This window comes from Cupriavidus sp. 05T313, from assembly GCF_056396665.1.
The window spans coordinates 20,799-45,092 of record NZ_JBFTLX010000008.1 but is presented as its reverse complement, the minus strand read 5'-3'; the positions used below and the strand labels follow the sequence as shown (position 1 = coordinate 45,092).

Sequence of the window (24,294 nt, the reverse complement as noted above, 5' to 3'; positions counted from 1 at the left end):
GCTTCATGCGCGACACGGTACAGAGCCGGATGCCCACGCATGACGTGAGCGTGCCTGACGCTGCTGCCGCACCAAAAAATTTATAAAGAGGAGAAGTTATGGAACGTCGTTCCTTTCTGTTGAAGGCATCGGCCGTGGCCGCCACCGGGGCGCTGGCCGCCTGCGGCAAGGAAGAAAAGGCTGCCGACATCAAGGTGTTCGCCGCCGGCGAAATCGTGCCGGGCCTGCAGGTGCTGGACGCGGTACAGAACAACACGGTGCAGATCGGCCACACCGCCGGCTACTACTACTTCGGCAAGAACCCGACGCTGTGCTTTGACACCACCATCCCCTTCGGCCTGACCGCACGCCAGCAGAACGCCTGGATGCTGCAGGGCAACGGCATGAAGCTGATGCGCGAATTCTTCAAGGAATACAACGTCGTCAACTTCCTGGGCGGCAATACCAACGCGCAGATGGGCGGCTGGTTCCGCAAGGAAATCAAGACGGTAGCCGACCTGCAGGGCCTGAAGTACCGCATCGCCGGATTTGCCGGCGTGGTGCTGGCGCGCCTGGGCGTGGTGCCGCAACAGATCGCCGGCGGCGACATCTATCCGGCACTGGAAAAAGGCACCATCGACGCGGCCGAATGGGTTGGCCCCTACGATGACGAGAAACTGGGCTTCTACAAGGTTGCGCCGTACTACTACTACCCGGGCTGGTGGGAAGGCAGCGCGCAGCTGTCCTTCTATTCCTCGGCCACGGAGTACGAGAAGCTGCCCGCGCTGTACAAGCGCGCGCTGGAAACGGCCACCATCGAGGTCCACACCAACATGATGGCCAAGTACGATACGGTCAATCCGCAAGCCCTGGCGCGCCTGCTGGAGAACGGCGTGAAGCTGCGTCCGTTCTCCAAGGAGATCATGGAGGCCTGCTTCAAGGCCACCCAGGAAGCCTACGCCGAGGAAAACGCCAAGAATCCTTCGTTCAAGAAGATCTACGACGACTGGCGCGTATTCCGCAACAACGAAGCCGCCTGGTTCAATGTGGCCGAGCAGGCATTCTCGCAATTCAGCTTCACGCACAAGCTGTAAATGCCCTGACACATGCGGGCCGCTGCCCGCTGCGCCGCAAGCGATAAGCCCGTGCCAAGCACGGGCTTTTTTACGCCGGTAGAATCGCCCGATTCTTTGGGACTTCTCATGCAAACCGGCATCATCTACGCGCTGCTCGCCTACACCATCTGGGGCCTGCTGCCGCTTTATATCAAGTCCCTGCACGGCATCGCGCCGATGGAGATCCTGCTGCACCGGATGGTGTGGTCGCTGGTGTTCCTGGGCCTGGTGCTCACCTGGCGGCGCCACTGGGGCTGGCTGCGCGGGGTATGGTCCAATCCGCGCCTGCTGGCCGGCTTCGCCGCCAGCGCGCTGCTGCTTAGCGGCAACTGGTTTCTCTACATCTGGTCGGTATCGAACGGGCGGGTGGTGGACGCAAGCCTGGGGTACTTCATCAATCCGCTGTTCAACGTGCTGCTGGGCGTGCTGTTCCTGCACGAGCGGCTGCGCCCCGGCCAGTGGGCCTCGATCGCGCTGGCGACCGCGGGAGTGGCCTGGCTGACCGTGGCAGCCGGCCAGTTGCCGTGGATCGCGCTGGCGCTGGCCGCCACGTTTGGCGGGTACGGATTGCTGCGCAAGACCGCCACGCTTGGCGCGCTGGAAGGCCTGTCGCTGGAGACCCTGCTGTTGTTCCCGCTGGCGGCAAGCTCCCTGGCCTACCTGTTCGCCACCGGGCAGGCGGACTTCAGCCAAGCCAGCGGCGGCGTGCAGTTGCTGGCATTGCTGGCCGGTCCCGTCACCGCTGTCCCCCTGCTGTTGTTTGCGGCGGGCGCGCGCCGCATCCCGCTGTCCTTGCTAGGGCTGCTGCAATACACGGGGCCGACGCTACAGCTACTGCTCGGCGTGTGGCTGTGGAACGAGCCGTTCCCGGCAAGCAAGCAGGCCGGGTACGCAATGATCTGGATATCGCTGGCTGTCTATGCCATCGAAGGCATCTGGGCGGGGCGCCGGCGCAGCGCCGCCGTGGCGCAAGGCTGAGGGAAGGGGGGGCTCCTTCCGCTGGGGCCTCATCTTATTCTTGCCAGAAATAAATATAAGAACAAAAATCGAGTCATCATCCATTCTGTTGATGAATTTCGAAGATTTCCGACATTTTCACTGAGAGAACGGGTAGGCGGGGACCATCAGATCCTGACACAAATATTCGCTGCATCTATCGCGACAACCAAAATTTCGCGAGCATTCATTGATGTAGAGAATACTCATTCCCATCTATCAAATCGTTCAAAGCCCTGCCTGCAGTCCAATCCCCCTCAGTAAAGGCCGCGCACCTGCGCATGCAGACGCACCAGGCCGAGCAGCGCATCGATATTGGGCGTAGCAATCCCCACGTGCTCGCCAATTTCCCTCACTGAGGCCACCAGCGCGTCGATCTCCAGTGGCCGCCCCGCCTCGGCATCCTGCAGCATTGAGGTCTTGAAGGCTCCCAGCTTGCGCGTCACCTGGCTACGCTCCTCGCCGCTCTGCGCGATCGGGCAGCCAATAGCCGCGCCGATCCGTCCAGCTTCCTCCATCACCGCCAGGCAGAAGCGGTTGACCAGCGGGTCGTCGAGGATGCGGTCGCAAGTCGCGCCGGTCAGCACTGAGACCGGGTTCATCGTCATATTGCCCCATAGCTTGAACCAGATGTCCTGCTGGATGGCCGCGCTGCGCTCGATCTCCAGGCCACCTCGGGCGAGCAGGCTGGCCACCGTTTCGACCTTGCCGGCCGCCATCCCCGAATCGCCACCGGCGGCACCAAGGATCAGGCGCTCGCCAAAGCCATGGCGCACAGTGGCCGGCGCCGGCGTGGAGGCCGTCAGGTGCACCACGCAGCCGATCACCTGCGTGGCCGGAATGGCACGCGCGATGGCGCCTTCCGGATCCACGGTGTGCAGCGACAGCCCCGCGTGCGGGCCGGGGCGCTCGAAAAACCACCACGGCACGCCATTCATGGCCGTGACCACCACCGTATCGGGGCCGATCAACGGCCCTATGGCCCGCGCCAGCTGCGGCAACGCCGGGGCCTTCACCGCCAGGATCACCACGTCCTGCGTACCTAGCGCTGCGGGATCGCCTTCCGCGTGCACCTGGAAGGTCTCGCTACGTTCGCCTTCGACCAGGGTCAGACCCTGCGCGCGCAGCGTGGACAAGGTCTGGCCGCGCGCCAGCACATTGAGCCCCTGGCCGGAACGCGCAAGCCGCGCGCCAATAAAGCCGCCGACGGCGCCTGCGCCGACGATGCAAAGAGATGTCATGGCCGTCACTCTCGTGGGTTTCTTTGTTTATTTACGGAACGAATCATATGTATCTAATTACGATACGAACCATCGATAGCATCAATCTCTCGAGTCAGCGCCGCGAACACGTCTTCACCCGCGCCAAACTTCGGATTGAACTGCAGCGAGTCGCGCGTGCACTTGCGCTGGATCTCCTCCGGCACGGGCAGCGCGGCACCCATGGCCAGCGTGGCAAGCTGGATCTCGCAGGCGCGGTTTAGCAGCCAGAGGGTGGAGAAGGTGCGCGCGATGCTGTCGCCCCAGGCGAGCAAGCCATGGTTGCGCAGGATCACGGCCGGCTTGTCCCCGATATTGCGCACCAGCCTGGGCCCTTCCTCGTCGTGCACGGTAATGCCTTCAAAAGGATGGTAGGCCACCTTGTCGAACAATTGCGCTGCATAGAAATTGCTCATCGACAGGCCCTGCGCCGAGCACGCCACCGCCATGCCGGCCGTGGTGTGCGTATGCATTACGCAATGCGCGCCCGGAATACCGGCGTGGATCGCCGCATGCACCACGAAGCCGGCAGGATTGACCGGCCAAGGACTCTCACCGACAACCTGGCCGGCCAGGTCGATCTTCACCAGGTTGGAGGCGGTCACCTCCGCATAGCGCAAGCCGAACGGGTTGATCAGGAACAGTGGCTTGCCGGTATCGCCGCCGGCCTCGGGCGGCAGGCGCAGCGTGATGTGGTTGTAGATCAGCTCGGTCCAGCCCAGCCGGTCGAAGATGCGGTAGCAGGCGGCGAGCTTGACGCGCGCCTCCCATTCCGCCGGGTGACAGTTAGCGACAGCCATGCAGGTCTCCTCTGCGTTTTCGCGCGTCGGTGCGCGCACCGTGGGGTGCTATTCGGGTGGGGTCGGGCTACGGCACGCGCATGGCGATACCGATGCCTCGATTAATTACCATGTTAATGATTATATGGAGCCGGTCAAGCCGGAGGTACCCGCAGGCCCATATCGACACTCAAGGCAGGGTGTTGCGCATGATCAGCAGCCACGGCATGTGCGAGTTGGTCACGCCATCGATCATGCCGGAGTCTCCCAGCTCGATCAGTTCCATCGAGACCGATTGCTGGACATTGCCGCCAATCGCCTTGACCATCCGTGCCGCCGGGTCCACCTCGACGACGATGTCGCAATGCATGGGCGTAGTGCCAAAGCCGATTGCGGCCACGCTGGCCAGGTATTTGTCGCTGCCGCGCCCGGCGCAAAGCACATCGCCTGGCCGCGGCATGGCCGGCAGCGGTTCAATGCGGAAGGCTGGCGCGGGCAGGATGCCGTCGCGCGCGTCCACTACGTACATCGAGTGCGAATCGCCGGTGAGGAACTGGCGGTCGTCCAGGCCCGCCTTGCGCATCACCCAGGAAATAAAGACCGCGGACCAGGCCCAGCTGCCCTGGGTGATCTGGTGGCACGTGACCGCCTTGCCGACGATGGCCCAATAGCGCTGCGCCAGCCGGCACCCCTGGGCGGTGGCTTCCATGCCGGTGCCATCGGGAAAGTGCAGGCAGCTCGACTCGCCGCTTTCCTCATCCTCGCGGTCGGCCGTCCGCCCCGTCGCATCGCTGGCGTCCGGATTGCCCTCGGTATCCGTCGCCGCCGGCAGGCCAGGCAGCGCCGGCGCCGGCAGTGGGCTATCGGCCACGCAAGCGGTATCGTCGCGGCCCAGGCGCACGGTCTGCCCTCCCCAGCGCTGCCACTCCTGCCAGGCGATCTCGACAATGCGCTGGCGCTGCGTGGCGCCAGGTGTCGTCGCGGGGCGTTCGGTGTCAGGCAACGGGATAGCCTGGGGCCGCGCCGGCTGGGATGGCGTGGTGCAACCCGACAGTAGCGCGAGAGCCGTCAGCAAGCTCAGGCCGAGCCGGCGCGCCTGTGGAAAATTTTGTGGGAAACGCTGTGAATAAAACTGTGGAAATCTGCCTGGCGGCGATCGACGGGACATGAGGGGCCTACTGAGCAGGACGCCCGAGACCCTTGTATTTACTGAGGGAAGGCGCCGATAGGGCACGATCTTACCGGTCTTGCGCGGGGTGCGGCGTATACCGCGATGGCGCAGGATAACCAGTGGGCAAATATTGTGGATAACGCCCCCCGCCTGGCGCTCACCAGCGCCATCAGGCTACGGGTGGCGGCACGGCGGGGTAGATCCAACGGGGCTGGCACGAGACCGCCCGCGGGACTCACTGGTTCACTGCGTCCTTGAACTTCTGGCCAGCCTTGAACTTGACGGTCTTGGCGGCTTCCACCTTGATTTCTTCGCCGGTGCGCGGGTTACGCGCCATGCGCTCGCCGCGCTCGCCCTGGCTGAAGGTGCCAAAGCCGATCAGGCTCAGGGTGTCGCCCTTGGCCACGGCTTCCATGATGGCGCCAAGCGTCACGTTCAGCGCTTGTTCTGCCTTGGCCTTGGTCAGGCCGTCCACGCCGGCCGCGATGGCGTCGATCAGTTCGGTTTTCGTCATGCTTCACTCCGTGTCGAGTTGATAAAACAAGGACGCCTGGCTGGGCCGGCCCACTGGGCACCGGCGTCGGCAAAGGCGCCGCGGGCCACATCATACCGTGTCGGGCAAGGCGGACTGGGAACAGATTGTTACAGCGCAGGCGCCGCCAGCCCGCGCTGGCTGGGGCTTTGGGGGGATTTGGCGGGGCAGGCCGAGCCTTTGAGGGCGTCAGGATGGCCCTCAGGCGAAAGAACGTACATAGGTGCCCCACAGGGCATCCCAGCCTGGAAAACGGCTACAGCGGCCTCCTGGCCCCTCTCAGGGGCATTGGCACGATGGAGGTGTGGCCCAGGGCATCCGGGCGATTTCCCGGCGTATACCTGGACCGCAGGCGGCACCAACGGCAGGTGGCCGCCCTGGCAGGCGCTCTCTGCCCGCCAGAGGGCCTTAGCGGCGCTGTGAGCGACTCTTCAGCCGGAGTCCTGCCCCCGGCAACGCGTACCCAGTGCAGCGTAGCTACGGGGCGCAGGCGCTCCCGGGCAACCTCATGAACTATTGTGCATGTCCGATAGCCCCCGACGGGGAATGGATTTTCGCGGATATTCGCATCGTGCATGCCTTGCGTGCGGCGCTAACGGCATGCGTTTACGTCTTGGCCCGCAGATCCCCGCCAGCACAGAAATCCCCCGTTCCACGCAGCGCGCTCGTCGGTAAACCGGGGTCGAACGTATACGCAGCCTTCGAGGACGAGCGTATACCACCTCGCCTGGCCATCACCGCCATGCGGATACGTCGAGTTCCCGCGAAAAAACCTTTCGGGACATCGCAGTAAACCTCAGTTCGACAGGTCATTTCGCCTTGCTTAAAAAAGAAGCCCCGCCTGAAGCGGGTTTCCGGCAGTTTATTTTCCGGCTGCCTTCTTTCTTTGCCGATAGCAGGACGCTGTCCTTTCGGTTTACTTCTTTCTTTAATGTATACAAATAGTAGTAGTAGGTAAACGGCTGCCTTTTCTGTGGATAACCCGGTAAACACTTTTGAAATCAATGGGTTGTGGGAAGCAAAAGTGGTCGGACCGGATGTTGGCTGCCGTGGATGACTTGGCCTTTTGGATGAGGGGTCCAGGTGCAACCCTCCGACTTATGCCTGACGCGTCCCCATGCCAACCCCAGGCAGCCCACATGAATCGCATGTCTTTATCCACAGATTTTTGCCGGGTTATCCACATCGTCTGGGCTGGCCGATGGCGGTATACGTGCCGTATACGCGGGTGGACAAGGGCTTCTTAAGGCTGTTTGCCGGGCGGCAAATCGACGGGACGCACGACTTGCGGGCGGTACGTATACCTGCCTTGACGTATACGGGCCGGCCGGTTCATCCGTAAACGTCTATTTGCCGGCAAGGGGGATGCCGCGGCCAATATGGGCAGGTATCATCGCCATCGCGCCGGGCGGCGCACAGCCACGCGCAGTGGCAGGCGGATCAATACGGGATGGCACATGGCGGAACAGGCGAAGCAAGAGGAATTGAAGCAGGAAGGGACTGACGTGAAAGACGCAGGGAGCGGCAAGGGCGTCAAGAGTCCCAAGGAAGGCAAGCGCAAGACCGCTGCCGACCGCGTCGAAGTGCGTCGTTCGGGCGTGCACGGCAAGGGCGTCTACGCGATCGCGCCGATCGGTGAGGGCGAACGCATCATCGAGTACAAGGGCGAGCATATTTCGTGGAAGGAAGCGCTCAAGCGCCATCCGCACGATCCGGCGGATCCTAACCACACCTTCTATTTCAGCCTGGAAGACGGCGATGTGATCGACGCCAAGTTCGGCGGCAACCGCGCGCGCTGGATCAACCATGCTTGCGAACCCAATTGCGAGGCGCGTGAGAAGAAGGGGCGTGTATTCATCCACGCGCTGCGCGATATCGCCGGTGGCGAGGAATTGTTCTACGACTATGGACTGGTGATCGACGCGCGCTACACCAAGAAGCTCAAGAAGGAATTCGAGTGCCGCTGCGGCAGCCCGAAGTGCCGCGGGACCATGCTGGCGCCGAAGGCAAAGAAAGGCCGGTAACAATGCCAGCCGCGGCGCAGATGCCGGATCTGCGCCGCAGCTTGATGCGGTTCAGGCGGCGCCCGCCGCCTCGCATGGAATGCGGATCACAAAACGCATGCCGCGCGCCTCAGCCTGCTCGCCGGTGGTGGGCACATCCTCGATACGGATGGTGCCGTGATGCAGCCCGATGATTTCATGCACGATCGCCAGCCCCAGGCCGGCGCCGCCGGGCGGTTGCGCCGGCGCATTGGGGCCCGGCGTATGGTCGCCCCGGAAGAAGCGCTTGAAGACTTCCTCGCGGCGCGCCAGGGCGATGCCAGGCCCGTTGTCTTCCACCATCACGACCGCCATGCCGCGATGGCCAAGTGCCTCGCCGCCGGCACGCACGGTGATGCGTCCGCCGGGCGGCACATATTTCACGGCATTGTCGATCAGGTTGCTGAGCGCTTCGCGCATCAGCAGCCGGTTGCCGCGCACGGTGGACGGTGCCGCGCCGGTAAAGGTGGGGCCGGGCAAGGTCTCGAAGCCCAGGTCGATCTGGCGCGCGAGTGCCTGCGGCACCCACTCGGCACCGGTCTCGAACGCCAGCGTGGCCAGGTCGAAATGCTCGATCGGGCCGAGCCGCTCCAGGGATAGTCCCGGTTCGGCACGCGCCAGCGACAGCAGTTGGTTGGACAGGCGCACCGCGCGGTCGGCCGCCGCTTGCAGCTCGCGCAGGGCGTGGTCCGTCACCGCGGGATCGTTCGACTGCACCGCGCGGTCGGCATGTAGCTTGACGGCGGTCAGCGGCGTGCGCAACTGGTGCGCGGCGTCGGCGATGAACTTGCGCTGCGCATCAAGCGCGTCGCGCAGCCTGGCCAGCAGCGCATTGAGCGCACGGATCAGCGGCTCCACTTCGGCCGGCACCTGGGTTTCATCGAGCGGCGCCAGCGAGCGCGCGGTCTGGCGATTGAGCTTGTCGGTGAGGATCTGCAAAGGCACCAGCTCTTCCTTGAGCACGTGCGAAAGGATCAGGCTGCCCACCACCAGCAGCAGGATCAGCGGCACCGACACCGACAGCAGGATCTCGTTGGCGGCGGTTTCGCGCCGGTCCAGCAACTCCGCCACTTCCACCACGATGGGCCCACGCGGGGCGCGGCCAGCCTCGCTGGTGGCCAGTTCGTCCGAAGCCGGGCTGGGCAGGTTGACCGGCAGCCGCACGGCGCGCACCTGGCGCCCGCTGAACCAGGCGTAGAACAGCCGCGCATCGTGCAGCGATGTCTGTCCGGTGCCGTAGCCCAGCCAGGTGTCCATGCCGCCGATCAGCCCGTCCGGGCCGTGGATGCGCCAGTAGATGCGGTCGGTGCCTTCGGCCTCGACCAGCGTCTGCGCGATCATCGGGATGTCCTGCTCCAGGCGCGGGCCGGCAATGCGGATCTGCTGGGCGATATTGTTGGCCACGCCGTACAGGGCGCGGTCGAATACCTGCGTGGTGTAGTGCGCGGCCAGCCAGTAGGAGAGCGAGCCGCTGGTCAGTACCAGCGCAAACAGCGGCGTGGCCAGCGCGCGCAGCAGGTGCACGCGCAGGCTTTGCGTGGAGGCGGTGCGCGCGGGTGCCGCCGCCGAGGGTTGTTCCGCCGCTGCGGCAGGCTTTCCGGATACGCCGCCAGCGGTGCCGGTCAGGCCCTCGGGCGGCTGGGGAGGACGTGGGCGCAGCCACATGGCGGGCTTGCTCTGTGCGCGGCGTCAGGTGCCGGCGCGAATCTGCAGCAGGTAGCCGAAGCCGCGCACCGTGACGATCTCCACGTCGCTTTCTTCCAGCTTCTTGCGCACGCGGTGCACATAGACTTCGATGGCGGTGTCGCCGACCGTGTCGCCGCCTTCGCCCGCGGGATGGGCGAAGGTGGCGAGGTGGTCCTGCAGCTGCGCCTTGCTGACCACGCGGCCCTGGCGCTGCAACAGCAGTTCCAGCACGGCGAACTCACGCGGGGAGAGTTCCAGCGGCTTGCCGTCGATAAACATGCGGCGGTCGTTGCCCGACAGGCGCAGCCGGCCCAGCCGCACGTCGCGCTCGGGCGCGGCCTCGCCATGCTGGCTGCGCCGCAGCAGCACGCGCACGCGTGCTTCCAGCTCCGGCAGGGCAAAGGGTTTGACGAGGTAGTCGTCGGCGCCGGCGTTCAGACCGGATAGCTTGTCTTCGAGCTCGTCGCGCGCAGTCAGGATGATGACGGGCGTGGTGCGGTTGCGGGCGCGGTAGCGCGCCAGCAGGGTCATGCCGTCGATGCCGGGCAGGCCCAGGTCGAGGATGACGAGGTCATGCTGTTCGCGCAGCAGGTGCTCGGTGGCGTAGACGCCGTCGTGCACCACGCGCACCTGATGGCCGGCCTGGGACAGGCCGGCTTCGACGCCACTGGCAATCTGGCGGTCGTCCTCGATCAGAAGGATACGCATGGGGGCAGGAGGAAGCTGGAAAGGAACGGGAAAGCAATAAACCGGTGCGTTGATTAACCGGTTAGCCACCGATTGTACAGGGCGGGGCCGCCTCCGACCTTTCGGTTTGCCTACAGTCCCCTGCGTTGCCGCATGCGGTGTGCTCAGGCTTTGGCCAGCGACGCGGCAGCGCGTTCGATAAAGCCCGCCAGGTCGGTATCGCGCCGGGTCAGGCCATTGGCGTCATGGGTGGACAGGGTGATATCGACCCGGTTGTAGACGTTGAACCATTCGGGATGGTGGTCGGCTTTTTCCGCCGCCAGCGCCACGCGCGTCATGAAGGCGAAGGCGGCGTTGAAGTCGGCAAAGGTAAAGCGCTTGTGGATCGCGTCGCGGTCTTCGACGAGGCTCCAGCCGGGCAGGGCAGCCAGCAGCGGTGCACGTTCTTCCAGCGAAAGGGGCACGAGGGGCGCAGGGGACATGATGGGCTCGATGGTCGGAAAGGGATAAGCAAAGGATGAAACCGGCCCGCCCGCGCAGCCTTCCAGCCTGTGCGACCTGGGTCGGGGCTGGGGGCCGGGCGGGCATGCCGTCATTGTTTCACAAAGTGCGTGCGTGGGCAGCCTGCAGCCGTTGTGCAAAGGCAGCCGGAGCCGGGATCAGACGTCGTCGCTGTCGGCCCAGCCTTCACGCGTGCCGCGGTTGAGCACGAGGTCGGTGGCGGCCACGTCGCCGGCGCCCAGCGTGGGCAGCGCGCGCAGTTCCTCGTAGAGCGGCGCGAAATCCGGGCGGGTAGCGTCGAACAGCTGGTCGAAGCTGTCGATCACGAAGTACGTCTTCTGGAAGGTGTCGATGCGGTAGCGCGTGCGCATGATGCGGCGCACATCGAAGCCGATGCGGTTGGGGCTGGCCGAATCCAGGCTGTAGATCGACTCGCCCTGGCTCGACAGGATCCCCGCGCCGTAGATGCGCAGGCCTTCCGGCGTGCGGATCAGGCCGAACTCCACGGTGTACCAGTACAGCCGCGCCAGCATGTCGAGCGCGCCCAGCGAGGCGGCCTTGAGCCCGCCCTTGCCGTAGGCTTCCATGTAGTTGGCGAAGACCGGGTTGATCAGCAGCGGCACGTGGCCGAACACGTCGTGGAAGCAGTCGGGCTCCTGCAGGTAGTCGAGCTGCTCGGGCTTGCGCATCCACCAGCTGGCGGGAAAGCGCCGGTTGGCCAGGTGCTCGAAGAACACGGCATCCGGCACCAGGCCGGGCACCGCCACCACCTGCCAGCCTGTGGCGCGCATCAGGGTCTCATTGAGCTGGTCGAAGCTGGGTACGCGGTCGCGCTCCATGCCCAGCGTGGACAGGCCCTGCAGGAATTCGTCGCAGACGCGGCCGCGCAGCATGGTGGCCTGGCGGTCGTACAGCTTGCGCCATACCGCGTGGTCGGTCTCGGTATAGCGCTCCAGCGGCTGTGCGATGGTGAAATCGTCGCGCAGCGCCTGGCCGGACAGCAGGCCGGCGTCGAACTGCTCTTTCAGCTTATCGGTCAGGGTGCCGGCAAAGCTGGCTTGGGCGTTGCTTGCCTGGGTGGCGGTAGCCATGGCGTCCATGATGTCTTATCTCCTGCAGATTTACCGCACAGTTTAGCGAGGAGATGACGCAGATGGCCCGCAAAAACGGCTTACTTTCGTATAGTGATGCATTGAGCGCGCAAGAATTTGTTATTTTATGCGTGAAATCTGCGCGGGTGCGTTGCTGCCGACAATCGGCGCGCCGCCACCAGGCCGGGAGGGTTAGCATTCCTTCCGGCGTAGTGCACAACAAGAAGCGATTCTGACTCGACTAACGCGATCGAAGCGACCCAACCATGATCAACCTCGACCCATTCGACCTCGCGCTGCTGGCGGCGTTGCAGACCGACGGCCGTTCCACCCACCAGCAGCTCGCCGAGCGCATCCATCTTTCACCCAGCCAGATCGGGCGGCGCCTGGCGCGGCTGGAAGCCGACGGCGTCATCACCGGCTACCGCGTGGTGCTGTCGCCGCCGGCGCTCGGCCTCGGCGTGCTGGTCTTTACCAGCGTCAAGCTGGCCCACCATGGCGATACCATCGTCGAGCGCTTTCGCGAGGACATCCTGCTGCTGGAGGAGGTGCAGGAGTGCTACTCCGTGGCCGGCGAGGCCGACTACCTGCTGCGCATCATGGTGCCGGACCTGCCGACCCTGGCCGAATTCACCATGAAGAAGCTGATGCGCGTGCCAGGCGTGGAGAGTGTGCGGTCCAACATTGTGCTGACCGCGCTCAAGCGCGACGGGCCGCTGCCGCTGTCGCATTTGCGATAGCCATCGGGCCCGCGCGTCCTGCGCGGACTTGCACTTGCCATCGGCGCATGTCACCCTCGCCGGGTGCCGTAAACGGGAGGGTCAGGATGACGCAGATCGTCGCTCGGATGGACAAGCGTGCGAAACGTGGTGAGTACTGGTGGGCCGGGTGGACCGCAGCGGCTTGCCTGCAGGTTGTGTTGGCGACGATGCCAGGTTCGGGCCAGGCCGCGCAGATTGCGCGCTTCTCGCCGGAGGGCGAGGTCTCGCGCGTGCGGCAGGTGGCGATCCGGTTCGACGAAGCGATGGTGCCGCTGGGCGACGCACAGGCAAGCCCGCCCGCGGTGGTGTCCTGCAGCGGCAGCGCAATCGCCGGACAGGCGCGCTGGATCGACGCGAAGAACTGGGTGTTCGATTTTGCGCGCGACCTGCCGCCCGGCGTCAAATGCGCGGTGCGCATTGTCGCGGGCCTGAAGAGCGAGGCAGGCAAGGCCTACGCCGGCAAGCCGGAGTACCGCTTCGAGACCGGCGGCCCGACCGTGGTGACGGCGCGGCCAGGTGGCGGCCAGATCGAGGAAGACCAGGTATTCGCGTTGCGCTTCAACGGGCCGGCCACCGCCGACTCGGTGCGCAGCGCCGCATGGTGCCAGGCTCAGGGCCTGGGCGAGCGCATTCCGGTGCGGCTGCTGGGCGGCAAGGAACGCGAGGCCGTGCTGGCCGCGCTGCACTGGAAGCTGAAAGCCGGCGAGGCCGACACCGTGCACCTGCTGGCCTGCCAGCAACGCCTGCCGTCCGGCGCGCGCATGCAACTTGTGCTGGGCGGCGGCATTGCCACGCCGTCGGGCCTGGCCACGCGCGACGAACGGCGCTTCGACTACACCGTGCGCGAGCCTTTCACCGCCAGCTTTACTTGCGAACGCGAACGCGCGCAGTCGCCTTGCACGCCGTTGCGCCCGATCTCGCTGTCGTTCTCGGCACCGATCTCGCGCAAGGATGCCGAGCATATCCTGCTCAATACGCCGAAAGGTCCGCGGGCTCCGCAATTCGAGCCGGGCGCGGCGCGCGACGCGCCCGTCAGCAGCGTCACCTTCACGCCGCCCTTTGCCGAGAAGACCGAGTTCACGCTGTCGGTACCTTCCGGCCTGAAGGACGACAGCGGCCGCGTGCTGTCCAATGCCGACCTGTTCCCCCTCAAGGTGAGCACGGCCGCGATGCCGCCGCTGGCCAAGTTCCCGGCCGCGCCGTTCGGCGTGCTTGAGCGTTTTGGCGAGCTGCCCAAGGGCAAGTCGCCGGCCGACTTCCCGGCGCTGTTGCCGGTGACGCTGCGCAATGTCGAAGCCGACCTGCCCGCGCTGGGCGTGCGCGCGCAAGCCGGCACCGTGCGCCGCCTCAAGGTGGATGACGACGGCGCCGTGCTGCGCTGGTACGGGCTGGTGCGCCGGCTGCACGAGAGCAGCTGGACCCGGAGCGAACTCGATGCCATTCTCGCGGGCCGGTCGCCGTCCGCCGTCAACAACCCGCGCAATGCGCCTTCCATCGAGACCCGTTCGATCTCGCTGCTCGATGGCGCGGCCGGCGCGCGCAAGCTTGCCATTCCGCAATTGTCGGAGCCGGGCGGCAAGGCGCCGCGGCCGTTCGAGGTGGTGGGCATTCCCTTGCCCGAAGCCGGTTTTCATGTGGTGGAAATCGCTTCGCCGATGCTCGGCGAGGCACTGCTCGGCAAGCCGGCGCCGATGTACGTGCGCACCGCCGCGCTGGTGACTAACCTTGGCGTGCATTTCAAGCTCGCGCGCGGCCCCGGCAAGATGACCGCGCTGGCCTGGGTCACCACGCTCGACGACGGCAAGCCGGTGGCCAATGCCGCCGTGGCGCTGCGCGATTGCAGCGGCAAGCTGCTGGCATCGGGCCGCACCGATGTCGCCGGGCTGGCCAGTTTCAACGGCGTGGACGACGTGCGCGAACGCAGTTGCGACGACACCGGGCTATCAGGCTATTTCGTCTCCGCCCGCATTGCCGCGGACCATCCGCAGGCGCGCGGCCAAGCCGACATGGCCTTCGTGATGTCCGGCTGGAACCAGGGCATCGAGAGCTGGCGTTTCAACGTGCCCACCGACACCAGCGTGGTGCCGGATGTGCGCGCCCATACGATCTTCGATCGCACCTTGCTGCGTGCTGGCGAAACGGTGTCGATGAAGCACGTGATCCGCACCGAGACCGCGAATGGTTTCGCGCTGCCGCCGGCAGGCGATCCCTTGCCGGAGAAGATGGTCATCCTTCACGAAGGCAGCGGCCAGACCTACGAGCAGCCGGTGCAGTGGCGCACCACAGCCACCGGCGGGCGCAGCGCCGAGAACACCTTCGCGATTCCGCAGGCGGCCAAGCTGGGTATCTACTCGGTATCGTTCAGCGATGCGAAGGATCGCGTGCTGGACAGCGGCAGCTTCCGTGTCGAGGCGTTCCGCCTGCCGGTGCTGGCGGGGACGCTCAAGGCGGGCAGCGGCGGGGCGCTGGTGGCGCCGCCTGAGGTGCCGCTCAACCTGGAAGTGCACTACGTATCGGGCGGCGGCGCGGCGGGCCTGCCGGTACAGGTGTCGGCACTGCTGCGCGACAAGTACGTGCGCTTTGCCGACTACGACGGTTACGCATTCGATGCGCCGCGCAAACCGCGCAAGGACAGCGGCGGCGACGAGGACGAAAGCGAGGACGGTGCCGCGCAGCGCGAAGAGGCGCAGAAGCTGGTTGCCGACAAGCTGCCGCTCAAGCTGGACAAGAATGGCAGCGGCACGCTGAACCTCAAGAACATGCCCAGGCTGGATGCGCCCAAGGACCTGGTGGTGGAATCGGGCTTTGCCGACCCCAACGGCGAGATTCAGACGCTACGGCAAACCGTGCCGCTGTGGCCGGCTGGCGTGGTGGCGGGGATCCGCACGGAGAGCTGGGTTTCGGTCAGGCAGAAACTCCTCGTACATGCCGTGGCGCTCGATCCGCAAGGGCGGCCGCAGGCCAACGTGCCGATCGCCCTGCGCGCGCAACTGCGCATCACCACGTCTGTGCGCAAGCGCGTGGTGGGCGGTTTCTATCGCTACGACAATCGCAACGAGAGCAAGGATCTCGGCAGCGTGTGCGAGGGCAGGACCGACGCGCAAGGCCGCATGCAATGCGAGGTTTCGTTGCCCGAGGCCGGACAGGTGGAGCTGATCGCGCAGGCCAGGGATAACGCGGGGCGCGTATCGCAGGCGGCTACCTCGGTGTGGGTGACGCGGCAGGGCGAACTGTGGTTCGGCGGCGAGAACAACGACCGCATCGATCTGCTGCCCGAGAAGAAGGCGTACGCGCCGGGCGAGACCGCGGTGTTCCAGGTGCGCATGCCGTTCCGCCACGCCACCGCGCTGGTGGCGGTGGAGCGCGAGGGCGTGCTGGAAACCAGCGTGGTGGAGCTCAACGGACGCGATCCCACCGTGCGGGTCAAGATCAGGCCGGAGTGGGGGCCCAATGTGTATGTGTCGGTACTGGCGCTGCGCGGACGCTTGCGCGAGGTGCCCTGGTATTCCTTCTTCACGTGGGGCTGGCGCCAGCCGGGCGAGTGGTGGCAGGCGTTCCGCAGCGAGGGCCGCGAGTATGCCGCGCCCACCGCGCTGGTCGATCTGTCCAAGCCGGCGTTCCGCCTCGGGCTGGCGGAGGTCCGCGTGGGCAACGAAGGCTACAGGCTTGATGTGAAGGTGACGCCGGACAAGACCAGTTATCCGGTGCGCGGCAAGGCGCAGGTGGCGGTGCAGGTGAAGCTGCCCGACGGCAAGCCCGCGGCCAATGGCGAAATCGCGCTGGCCGCTGTCGATGAAGCGCTGCTGGAGCTGATGCCGAACACAAGCTGGAACCTGCTCGACGCCATGCTGCGGCGGCGCAGCTACGGCGTGGAGACCGCTACCGCGCAGATGGAAATCATCGGCCGGCGCCACTACGGACGCAAGGCGGTGCCGGTCGGCGGCGGCGGCGGCAAGAGCCCCACGCGTGAGCTGTTCGATACCTTGCTGCTGTGGAACCCGCGCGTGCAGCTCGACGGCGATGGGCGGGCCACGCTGACGGTGCCGCTTAACGATTCGCTCACGCGCTTCCGCATCGTCGCCGTGGCGGACCTGGGCGTGAGCCGCTTTGGCAGCGGCAGTGCCAGCATCGCCGCCACGCAGGATCTGCAACTGATTTCGGGCCTGCCGCCGCTGGTGCGCGAGGAGGATCGTTACCGCGCGATGTTCACCTTGCGCAACACGACGCAGCGCGCTATGACGGTGCAGGCCGTGGCGCGCGTCAGTCCGCCGGGGCAGTCCGGACAGTCTCAGGCGCTGCCGGCGCAGACCGTGGAGATTCCCGCCGGCGAATCGCGCGAGACCGGCTGGGACGTCAGCGCGCCGCTGTTGGCAGCGGGATCGCTGGTGCAGGAGGGCACGGTGCAGTGGGAGGTGGAAGCCACCGAGACCGGCAAGGCCGCCGGCGCCAGCGACCGCGTGAAGCTCTCGCAGCAGCTGGTGCCCGCGGTTCCACTTACCGTGCAGCAAGCCACGCTGGCGCAACTGGCGCCGGATCTGTCGGTGCCGGTGCGTGCGCCGCAGGGCGCGCTCGCGGACGCCACGGGCCAGCCTCGCGGTGGCCTGCAGGTGAACCTGCAAGCTTCGTTGGCGGGCGGCATGCCGGGCGTGCGCGACTGGTTCCGCAATTATCCGTTCTCGTGCCTGGAGCAGCGCGCCTCGCGCGCGGTCGGGCTGGGCGATGCGGTGCAGTGGAACGCGCTGACGGCGCAGTTGCCGGGCTATCTCGACGACGACGGGCTGGCCGCGTATTTTCCGCTGCAAAACGAGGGGAATGCCGGCAGCGAAGTGCTGACCGCATACCTGCTGGCCGTGTCCGACGAAGCCGTGCGCGCGGGCCTGCCGCTGCGCCTGCCCGACGAGACGCGCGAGCGCATGGAACGCGGGCTGGCCGCCTTCGTCGAGGGCCGCATCAAGCGCGAACGCTGGGCGCCCACGCAGGACCTGGAAGTGCGCAAGCTGGCCGCGCTCGAGGCGCTGTCGCGCAACGGGCACGCGCAGGCACGCATGCTCGGGTCGATCCAGATCCTGCCCGCGCAGTGGCCGACCTCGGCGTTGCTCGACTGGATCGCCGTGCTGTCGCGCGTGCAGGATATCCCGCAGCGCGACGAGCGGCTGGCGCAAGCGCAGCAGATCCTGCGTTCGCGGCTGACAGTGCAAGGCACGCGGCTGGCGTTCTCCACCGAGCGCGACGACAACTGGTGGTGGCTGATGAGCGGCGGCGATTTCAATGCGGCGCGCCTGCTGTCGCTGTCGCTCGACCTGCCCGGCTGGAAGTCGGAAAGCGCGCAACTCGCAACCGGCCTGCTCGGCCGCCAGATGCGCGGCGCCTGGGGCACCACCACGGCCAACGCGTGGGGCGCGCTGGCGATCACGCGCTTTGCGCAAGCCTTCGAGAAGACGCCGGTGGCGGGCGCGACGCGCGTGACGCTGGAGGGCGTGCCCGAGGCCACGCGCAGCTTCGACTGGGTGCGCGCCGCGAAGGTCGATGGCGTGGCCGGAGGCAGCGTCAGCCTGCCGTGGCCGCGCGCGGGGGTTGCCGCCAACTTGCGCGCCGGCCAGGAAGGCGCGGGGAAGCCCTGGGCCACGGTGCGCGCGCTGGCGGCGGTACCGCTGGCCTCGCCGCTGTCGGCGGGCTACCGCATTACGCGCAGCGTGACGCCGGTGGATCAGGCGGTGGCGGGCAAATGGTCGCGCGGTGACAGCTATCGGGTGAAGCTCCAGATCGACGCTCAGGCCGATATGACCTGGGTGGTGGTGAGCGATCCGGTGCCTGCCGGCGCCACCATCCTCGGCAGCGGCCTCGGGCGCGATTCGGAGATCGCCTCGCGCGGCGAGCGGCGCAAGGGGGCATGGCCCGCATTCACCGAGCGCACGCCGCAGGCCTTCCGCGAGTACTACGCCTACATGCCGCGCGGCAGCGCCACGGTGGAATACACCGTGCGGCTGAACAACGCCGGCGAGTTCGCGTTGCCGCCCACGCGGGTGGAGGCGATGTACGCGCCCGATGTGTTCGGCGCGCAACCCAATGCCAGACTGACCGTAGGAGCACGCCCTTGAGCTGGCTTGCGATGATGATGCCCGCGCGGGTGCGCGAATGGTGGCTGGCAGGCACGATGGCCGGGCTGGTCTACGGCGGCCTGCTGGTCACTGTGGCGATGGATTCGCCGCCCGGTGCGCCGTTGAATGGGCAGATTGCCTTCCAGCCGGTATGGAAGACGGCGATGGCGCTGCTGCTGGTGCGCGCGGCGCATTTCCACCCGCCGCGCCGCGAGCGGCGCTGGCTGATGGCGGCGCTGCTGTTCTCGGCGATCGGAGACTTCCTGCTGGCGATGCCGTGGCTGTCGTTCTCCTTTATCGGCGGGTTGGGGGCCTTCCTGATCGCGCACTTCGCTTACCTTGGCTTGTTCTTGCCGATGGCGGGCGACTGGCGGGCGCATCGCCTGCTCGCCTGCGGCATGGTGCTGGGCGCGGCCGGCGTCATGCTCGGGCGCTTTTGGCCCAACCTGGGCACGCTGGTGGTGCCGGTCTCGGTTTATGTGGTGGCGCTGGCGTCGATGGTTTGCGCCGCGCTGGTGGCGAAGCTGCCGACGGCGCTGGCGGCTATCGGCGCGGTGTTCTTCGCCGTGTCCGACGGTTTGCTCGGCAGCGCGCGTTTCCTGGTGCCGTTCGATACCTTCGCGCTTGGCATCTGGTGGACTTACGCGGTCGCGCAGGTGTTGCTGGTGGCCGGCGTGGTAGCCAGGCGAAGCGAATGAACGCAAGCCGGTACGCCGTGCGCGCCGTCCTCCTCGCTGCCTGCGTGGCGAGCGCGCAGGCGCATGCACTACCCACCTTCGATAGCGTTCGCGCAAGCTGGCGCAGCGCCGACGTAGTGGTGCTCGACCGCCACGGCGAGCCTTTGTCGCGCGTGCGCGACGACTTCCGGGCGCGGCGCGGCGACTGGGTCACGCTGGCGGAGATTTCGCCAGCGGTGCGCACCGCCATCGTGCTGTCCGAGGACCGGCGCTTCTATGCGCATAGCGGTGTCGACTGGCAGGGTGTGGCCGCCGCCGCGTGGGCCAATCTGTGGAACACGCGCACGCGCGGCGCGTCCACCCTGACCATGCAGCTCGCGGGCCTGCTCGACGAAGACCTGCGGCGTGCCGAGGGCGGGCGCAGCGTGAGCCAGAAGATGGCGCAGGCCGTGCGCGCCGCGGCGCTGGAGCGCAGCTGGAGCAAGGACCAGATACTCGAGGCCTATCTCAACCTGGTGCCGTTCCGCGGCGAGCTGGTGGGATTGTCCGCGCTGTCGCAGGCGCTGTTCGGCAAGTATCCCAGCGGGCTCGACGCACGCGAGGCGGCGCTCGCGGTGGCGCTGGTGCGCGCGCCCAATGCACGCGCGCCACAGGTGGCGCAGCGCGCCTGCGGCATCCTGCGCGAACAGCAGTTGCCCAAGGCGTGCGACGGGCTGGACGGCTTTGCGCAACTGGCGTTGCTGCGCAGTGGCGGCGGTGCGGGCAGCGCATCTGCATCCTCCGCACAGGCGTCGGCCCTGGCGCCGGATCTCGCACCGCATCTGGCGCGCCTGCTGGTCGCGCAAGCGCGTGCCGCGGGCACCGTACCGCCCACCATCACATCCACCCTCGATGCCGGCTTGCAGCGTGCCGCTTCGCGCAGCCTGGACCGTCATCTGCGCGAACTCGCCGGACGCAACGTGGAAGATGGCGCGGTGGTGGTGATCGACAATGCCAGCGGCGACGTGCTCGCCTACGTCGGTTCGTCAGGCGTCCTGTCGGCGGCCGCGCAGGTCGACCACGCGGCGGCGCCGCGCCAGGCCGGCTCCACGCTCAAGCCTTTTCTGTACGAGCAGGCGCTCGAGGCGCGGCGGCTGACCACGGCATCCCTGCTCGACGACCGGCCGGTCAACCTGCCTACCGGCGGGGGCGGCGGGCTCTATGTGCCGCAGAACTATGACCGCCAGTATGCGGGTTGGGTCAGCATGCGCGCGGCGCTGGCTTCCTCGCTCAACGTSCCSGCSGTGCGCACGCTGGTGATGGTGACGCCGCATCGATTCCACCAGCGCCTGACGGCGCTCGGGTTGCCGCTTGCTCAGGCTGGCGACTACTATGGCTACAGCCTGGCGCTGGGCAGCGCCGACGTACCGCTGGCCGCGCTCACCAATGCGTATCGCGCATTCGCCAACGGCGGGCGCTACGCCCCCGCGCGATGGCGCACCGATGCGGCGCCCGGGGCGGCGCGCGCCGTGATGTCGCCGGCTGCCAGCTACCTGGTGGCGGACGTGCTGTCGGACCGCCACGCGCGGGCGCGCACGTTCGGTCTCGACAGCCCGCTCACCACGCGCTTCTGGACCGCGGTCAAGACGGGTACGTCGAAGGACATGCGCGACAACTGGTGCGTGGGCTGGTCGCAGCGCTACACCGTGGGGGTGTGGGTGGGCAATGCCAGCGGCGCGAGCATGCACGAGGTGTCGGGCGTGTCCGGCGCGGCGCCGGTGTGGCACGAAATCATGGACGCGTTGCACCGCTCGGTGCCGAGCGTGGCGCCGGTCATGCCCGCGGGCGTGGAACGTGTACCGCTGCGCTTTGCCGATGATCTCGAACCCGCGCGCGACGAAGTCTTCCTGGCCGGTACGGCATTGCGCATGGTCAACCTGGCCAGCGCGGATAGCGCGCGCGGCGCCGCGCGTACGGACAAGCAGGGCGGCAGCCAGGATCGCGCAGCCGCCATTGCAAGTCCCGCCGACGGCACCGTGTTCGCGCTTGATCCCGATATCCCGCCGACGGCGCAGCGTGTGTGGTTCCACGCCGAAGGGGTCAGCGGGCAGACCGCGCAGCGCGTCAGCTGGCGCATGGACGGCAAGCCGCTGGGGCGTGGAGGGCAACTGGCCTGGCTGCCCTGGCCGGGCCGGCACCAGGTGGAACTGCTGGATGCCGCCGGCAAGGTGGTGGACCAGATCGGCATCGAGGTGCGCGGCGCGGTGGCGAAGGCGCCGCTGACTATGCCGGCTCCGGCGCGGATCCGGAGCGATGCGGCAAGCGTGAATGACTCAGGAAGCCGAACACCAGCGCCGCCGACACCACGGTGATTGCCGCGAGGATATACAGCAGCAGGTGGAATGCGTCGCCGTAGCCTTGCACCAGCGCGTGCTGGCCGGCTTGGGGCAGCAGGGACATGGCGCGCGGCAGGTCGCCCATGGCGAGCCGGTGGGCGGCTTCCGGCAGTGCTGTGGCAGGCCCGGCGATGGGCAGGCCATGCAGCCTGGACTCGGCGAGCCCCGCGAGCGTGGCGCCGACGATGGCCAGCGCAATGCCTTCCCCGGCGACCCGCGTCGTGTTGAAGATGCCTGTGGCCATGCCGGCGCGCTCCCTGGGCACCACGCTCACGGCCAGGCCATCCATCAAACCCCAGGGCAGGCTGATGCCAAGCCCAATGGTCAGCATGGGCAGCACYAGCGCCGCGCCTGGCTGGCCGGGCGCGCATTGCGCCAGCCACAGCAAGCCGCCGGTGCAGACCAGCAAGCCCAGGCCTGAGATGAATCCCGCCGCGAGCCAGCGCGTCAGCTGGCCAGCCAGCAGCGGCACCACCAGCATGGGGGCGGAGAGGGCAATCATCATGCGGCCCGCTTCCATCGCGCTGTAGCCCTCGATGCCGATCAGGCGGATGGGGAGCAGCACTTGCAGCACCACGTAGGAATACGCTGGCGCGGCGGCGAGGAATTGCACGCCGACAAAGCGCGGATAGCGAAACAGCGACAGGTCCAGCATGGGTGCGCGCACGCTCCGTTCGATGACGATGAACGCCGCCAGCAGTACCACCGCGCCCGTCAGCTGGATGACCACCGGCGGGCTGCTCCAGCCGTTCTCCGGTGCGCTCAATACGGCATAGGTGAACAAGGCCAGCGCGCCCGTGAAGGTGGCCGCACCCGGCCAGTCGAGCCCGGTGGCGGCGGGGTCGCGCGACTCGCGCATGCAGCGGGCGCCCGACACCAGCGCGCATGCGGCGATCGCGGTTGCGCTGAGAAACACTGAGCGCCAGCCATGGTGCTGGATCAGGAATCCGGCTAGTACGGGGCCGAACGCCAGTCCGACGCCGAAGGTGGTGCCCAGCAAGCTGAAGGCGCGGGTAGCGGCCTGGCCCTCGAACTCTTGCGCCAGTGCTGCCACACCGCCGGACAATGCCGCGGCGCCGGCTACCCCCTGCGCTGCGCGCAGGAAGGCGAGCCAGGTGGTGTCGGGTGCCGCGCTCAGGGCCAGGGAGGCGAGTCCGAAGCCGGCGATGCCTGCGATGAAGATGCGCTTGCGTCCAAAGCGGTCCGCCAGTGCGCCGGCGGCCATCAGGCAACTCCCAAAACTCAGCATAAAGGCGTTGGTGACCCAGCTCAGCGCGATGGGGCTGCCGCCAAGGTCATCGGCAATCGCCGGCAACGCCACGGCGGGCCCGGTGAAGCTCAGCGGCATGGCCAGTGCCGCAAGGCAGACAGCGCCCAGGATCAACAGTTTTTGCGCGGTCTTGCGCACGGCGGGCTGTGCAGGTGTGCTCATCGGAAGTCCGTGTCGGGAGGCGAGGGGAGCGGGCACGTTCGATAGCCGACAGCGCCACTCCGCGAAAGTGCACTGATGATAGGATCGCTTTAATGTTGCTTAAAGCACCGTGATTTCCGCTAATAACGGACAAAAATTCTCTAATGGCCCGGTATGGATAGTCTCAGCGGTTTGTATGCCTTCGTGCGCGCAGCGGAGTCGCGCAGTTTCGTCGCCGCAGGGCGGCTGCTCGGCGTATCGTCATCCGCCATCGGCAAGAGCGTGATGCGGCTCGAATCCCGGGTCGGCATTCGCCTGTTTCACCGCAGCACGCGCCAGATCAGGCTGACGGAGGAGGGCGAGCTCTTCTTCGAGCGCTGCCGGCGCATCCTCGGCGAAATCGATGAAGCCGAACTCGAGTTGACGCGGCTGAAGGAGGCGCCGCGCGGCCGGTTGCGCATCAGCGTCCCGGCGATCGGCTATCGCCTGCTGCTGCCGGACCTGGCCGCGTTCTGCGCGGCTTATCCGGAGATCGAGTTCGACCTGGACTTCAGCGACCGCATGGTCAATGTGGTCGAAGAGGGCTTCGACATGGTGATCCGCAGCGGCGAACTGTCGGATTCCCAACTGATGGCCAGACGCCTGCGTCCATTCCGTTTTGTGGTTTGTGCTTCGCCCGGGTATTTTGCGAGTCGCGGCATGCCGCGGCTGCCGAAGGACCTGGAGCAGCACGCATGCCTGCGCTACCGGTTTCCCTCCAGCGGGAAACTCCAGGACTGGGTGCTGGTGGAGGATGCCGGTGCTGAGGCATTACGGTTGCCGGCCGCCTTCGCGTTGAACAATATCGAAGCCGTACTGGCTGCCGCAATCGACGGCCTGGGCATTTGCTATGTGCCGGATTTTGTCGCGCAAGACGCGCTGCGCGACAAGCGCCTGGAAACCACGCTGGACGAATACAACGTGGTCCAGGGTACGTTCTGGATGCTGTGGCCATCGAGCCGGCACATGCTGCCGAAGCTTCGGGTGCTGGTCGACTTCCTGTCCTGGCGGGAGGGTCAGGCTTGATCGTGAAGTTGTGCTTGGCTGGGGCCCGCCATGGTCCGCGGGGGTTCCCCTCGGCCCTGGCTGCATGGG

The 24,294-nt window shown here is 66.8% G+C and carries 17 protein-coding genes; 8 read left to right on the top strand and 9 right to left on the bottom strand.

Annotated elements, in window-relative coordinates; all coding sequences use genetic code 11:
* The first annotated feature begins 98 nt into the window (after positions 1 to 98).
* Complete coding sequence (locus AC1DKD_RS03250) at positions 99 to 1,073, top strand: TRAP transporter substrate-binding protein (protein WP_477142926.1); 975 nt, start codon at positions 99 to 101, stop codon at positions 1,071 to 1,073.
* 108 nt (positions 1,074 to 1,181) lie between these two features.
* On the top strand, positions 1,182 to 2,072 hold the full coding sequence (gene rarD, locus AC1DKD_RS03245) for an EamA family transporter RarD (RefSeq protein WP_441632540.1): 891 nt from the start codon (positions 1,182 to 1,184) through the stop codon (positions 2,070 to 2,072).
* A 275-nt stretch (positions 2,073 to 2,347) separates the two neighbouring features.
* On the opposite strand, the gene AC1DKD_RS03240 is transcribed toward rarD, so the two are convergent.
* The 4 genes from AC1DKD_RS03240 to AC1DKD_RS03225 form a co-directional block, all read right to left on the bottom strand.
* Positions 2,348 to 3,331, bottom strand: a complete 984-nt coding sequence (locus tag AC1DKD_RS03240; RefSeq protein WP_441632538.1) for a 2-dehydropantoate 2-reductase — start codon at positions 3,329 to 3,331, stop codon at positions 2,348 to 2,350.
* Positions 3,332 to 3,384: 53 nt separating this feature from the next.
* A complete protein-coding gene (locus tag AC1DKD_RS03235) occupies positions 3,385 to 4,149 on the bottom strand; it encodes a class II aldolase/adducin family protein (protein ID WP_441632536.1) in 765 nt (254 codons plus the stop codon).
* Positions 4,150 to 4,318: 169 nt separating this feature from the next.
* Entirely contained in the window at positions 4,319 to 5,296 is a 978-nt protein-coding gene (locus AC1DKD_RS03230) for a DUF2272 domain-containing protein (protein ID WP_441632534.1), read from the bottom strand.
* A gap of 238 nt (positions 5,297 to 5,534) precedes the next feature.
* On the bottom strand, positions 5,535 to 5,813 hold the full coding sequence (locus AC1DKD_RS03225) for an HU family DNA-binding protein (protein ID WP_006162250.1): 279 nt from the start codon (positions 5,811 to 5,813) through the stop codon (positions 5,535 to 5,537).
* Positions 5,814 to 7,288: 1,475 nt separating this feature from the next.
* On the opposite strand from AC1DKD_RS03225, the gene AC1DKD_RS03220 reads away from it, so the two are divergent.
* On the top strand, positions 7,289 to 7,855 hold the full coding sequence (locus tag AC1DKD_RS03220) for an SET domain-containing protein (protein ID WP_441632531.1): 567 nt from the start codon (positions 7,289 to 7,291) through the stop codon (positions 7,853 to 7,855).
* Between the two features lie 51 nt (positions 7,856 to 7,906).
* Here AC1DKD_RS03220 and AC1DKD_RS03215 read toward each other — a convergent pair whose 3' ends face one another.
* From AC1DKD_RS03215 to phhA, 4 genes are all read right to left on the bottom strand, one after another.
* On the bottom strand, positions 7,907 to 9,538 hold the full coding sequence (locus AC1DKD_RS03215) for a sensor histidine kinase (RefSeq protein ID WP_441632529.1): 1,632 nt from the start codon (positions 9,536 to 9,538) through the stop codon (positions 7,907 to 7,909).
* Positions 9,539 to 9,562: 24 nt separating this feature from the next.
* Entirely contained in the window at positions 9,563 to 10,267 is a 705-nt protein-coding gene (locus tag AC1DKD_RS03210; RefSeq protein ID WP_035865653.1) for a response regulator transcription factor, read from the bottom strand.
* Positions 10,268 to 10,410: 143 nt separating this feature from the next.
* Positions 10,411 to 10,728: a 4a-hydroxytetrahydrobiopterin dehydratase gene (locus tag AC1DKD_RS03205; protein ID WP_045241992.1), complete on the bottom strand. Its 318-nt coding sequence runs from the start codon at positions 10,726 to 10,728 to the stop codon at positions 10,411 to 10,413.
* Between the two features lie 177 nt (positions 10,729 to 10,905).
* Positions 10,906 to 11,838: a phenylalanine 4-monooxygenase gene (phhA, locus tag AC1DKD_RS03200; RefSeq protein ID WP_441632557.1), complete on the bottom strand. Its 933-nt coding sequence runs from the start codon at positions 11,836 to 11,838 to the stop codon at positions 10,906 to 10,908.
* A gap of 266 nt (positions 11,839 to 12,104) precedes the next feature.
* On the opposite strand from phhA, the gene AC1DKD_RS03195 reads away from it, so the two are divergent.
* The 4 genes from AC1DKD_RS03195 (at position 12,105) to pbpC (ending at position 21,725) form a co-directional block, all read left to right on the top strand.
* On the top strand, positions 12,105 to 12,578 hold the full coding sequence (locus AC1DKD_RS03195; protein ID WP_035865659.1) for an Lrp/AsnC family transcriptional regulator: 474 nt from the start codon (positions 12,105 to 12,107) through the stop codon (positions 12,576 to 12,578).
* A gap of 86 nt (positions 12,579 to 12,664) precedes the next feature.
* Positions 12,665 to 18,697, top strand: coding sequence for an alpha-2-macroglobulin family protein (locus AC1DKD_RS03190; protein WP_441632526.1), 6,033 nt, complete (start codon positions 12,665 to 12,667; stop codon positions 18,695 to 18,697).
* The gene (locus AC1DKD_RS03185) at positions 18,694 to 19,395 is read left to right on the top strand and encodes a lysoplasmalogenase (RefSeq protein WP_441632524.1); all 702 of its coding nucleotides are present in this window, start codon (positions 18,694 to 18,696) and stop codon (positions 19,393 to 19,395) included. The genes AC1DKD_RS03190 and AC1DKD_RS03185 overlap by 4 nt, the downstream gene beginning before the upstream one ends.
* Positions 19,392 to 21,725, top strand: coding sequence for a penicillin-binding protein 1C (gene pbpC / locus AC1DKD_RS03180; RefSeq protein WP_441632522.1), 2,334 nt, complete (start codon positions 19,392 to 19,394; stop codon positions 21,723 to 21,725). The genes AC1DKD_RS03185 and pbpC overlap by 4 nt, the downstream gene beginning before the upstream one ends.
* Here pbpC and AC1DKD_RS03175 read toward each other — a convergent pair.
* The gene (locus AC1DKD_RS03175) at positions 21,637 to 23,181 is read right to left on the bottom strand and encodes an MFS transporter (protein WP_477103005.1); all 1,545 of its coding nucleotides are present in this window, start codon (positions 23,179 to 23,181) and stop codon (positions 21,637 to 21,639) included. The genes pbpC and AC1DKD_RS03175 overlap by 89 nt on opposite strands.
* A 153-nt stretch (positions 23,182 to 23,334) precedes the next feature.
* Between AC1DKD_RS03175 and AC1DKD_RS03170 the strand changes: the two genes are divergently transcribed.
* Entirely contained in the window at positions 23,335 to 24,225 is an 891-nt protein-coding gene (locus tag AC1DKD_RS03170) for a LysR family transcriptional regulator (protein WP_441632518.1), read from the top strand.
* Positions 24,226 to 24,294 lie beyond the last annotated feature (69 nt).

What these genes read in the sequence shown, in the direction of transcription:
- AC1DKD_RS03250 (WP_477142926.1), top strand. Translation starts at nt 99, where the DNA reads ATGGAACGTCGTTCCTTTCTGTTGAAGGCATCGGCCGTGGCCGCCACC.
- rarD (WP_441632540.1), top strand. Translation starts at nt 1,182, where the DNA reads ATGCAAACCGGCATCATCTACGCGCTGCTCGCCTACACCATCTGGGGC.
- AC1DKD_RS03240 (WP_441632538.1), bottom strand. Translation starts at nt 3,331, where the DNA reads ATGACATCTCTTTGCATCGTCGGCGCAGGCGCCGTCGGCGGCTTTATT.
- AC1DKD_RS03235 (WP_441632536.1), bottom strand. Translation starts at nt 4,149, where the DNA reads ATGGCTGTCGCTAACTGTCACCCGGCGGAATGGGAGGCGCGCGTCAAG.
- AC1DKD_RS03230 (WP_441632534.1), bottom strand. Translation starts at nt 5,296, where the DNA reads ATGTCCCGTCGATCGCCGCCAGGCAGATTTCCACAGTTTTATTCACAG.
- AC1DKD_RS03225 (WP_006162250.1), bottom strand. Translation starts at nt 5,813, where the DNA reads ATGACGAAAACCGAACTGATCGACGCCATCGCGGCCGGCGTGGACGGC.
- AC1DKD_RS03220 (WP_441632531.1), top strand. Translation starts at nt 7,289, where the DNA reads ATGGCGGAACAGGCGAAGCAAGAGGAATTGAAGCAGGAAGGGACTGAC.
- AC1DKD_RS03215 (WP_441632529.1), bottom strand. Translation starts at nt 9,538, where the DNA reads ATGTGGCTGCGCCCACGTCCTCCCCAGCCGCCCGAGGGCCTGACCGGC.
- AC1DKD_RS03210 (WP_035865653.1), bottom strand. Translation starts at nt 10,267, where the DNA reads ATGCGTATCCTTCTGATCGAGGACGACCGCCAGATTGCCAGTGGCGTC.
- AC1DKD_RS03205 (WP_045241992.1), bottom strand. Translation starts at nt 10,728, where the DNA reads ATGTCCCCTGCGCCCCTCGTGCCCCTTTCGCTGGAAGAACGTGCACCG.
- phhA (WP_441632557.1), bottom strand. Translation starts at nt 11,838, where the DNA reads ATGGCTACCGCCACCCAGGCAAGCAACGCCCAAGCCAGCTTTGCCGGC.
- AC1DKD_RS03195 (WP_035865659.1), top strand. Translation starts at nt 12,105, where the DNA reads ATGATCAACCTCGACCCATTCGACCTCGCGCTGCTGGCGGCGTTGCAG.
- AC1DKD_RS03190 (WP_441632526.1), top strand. Translation starts at nt 12,665, where the DNA reads ATGACGCAGATCGTCGCTCGGATGGACAAGCGTGCGAAACGTGGTGAG.
- AC1DKD_RS03170 (WP_441632518.1), top strand. Translation starts at nt 23,335, where the DNA reads ATGGATAGTCTCAGCGGTTTGTATGCCTTCGTGCGCGCAGCGGAGTCG.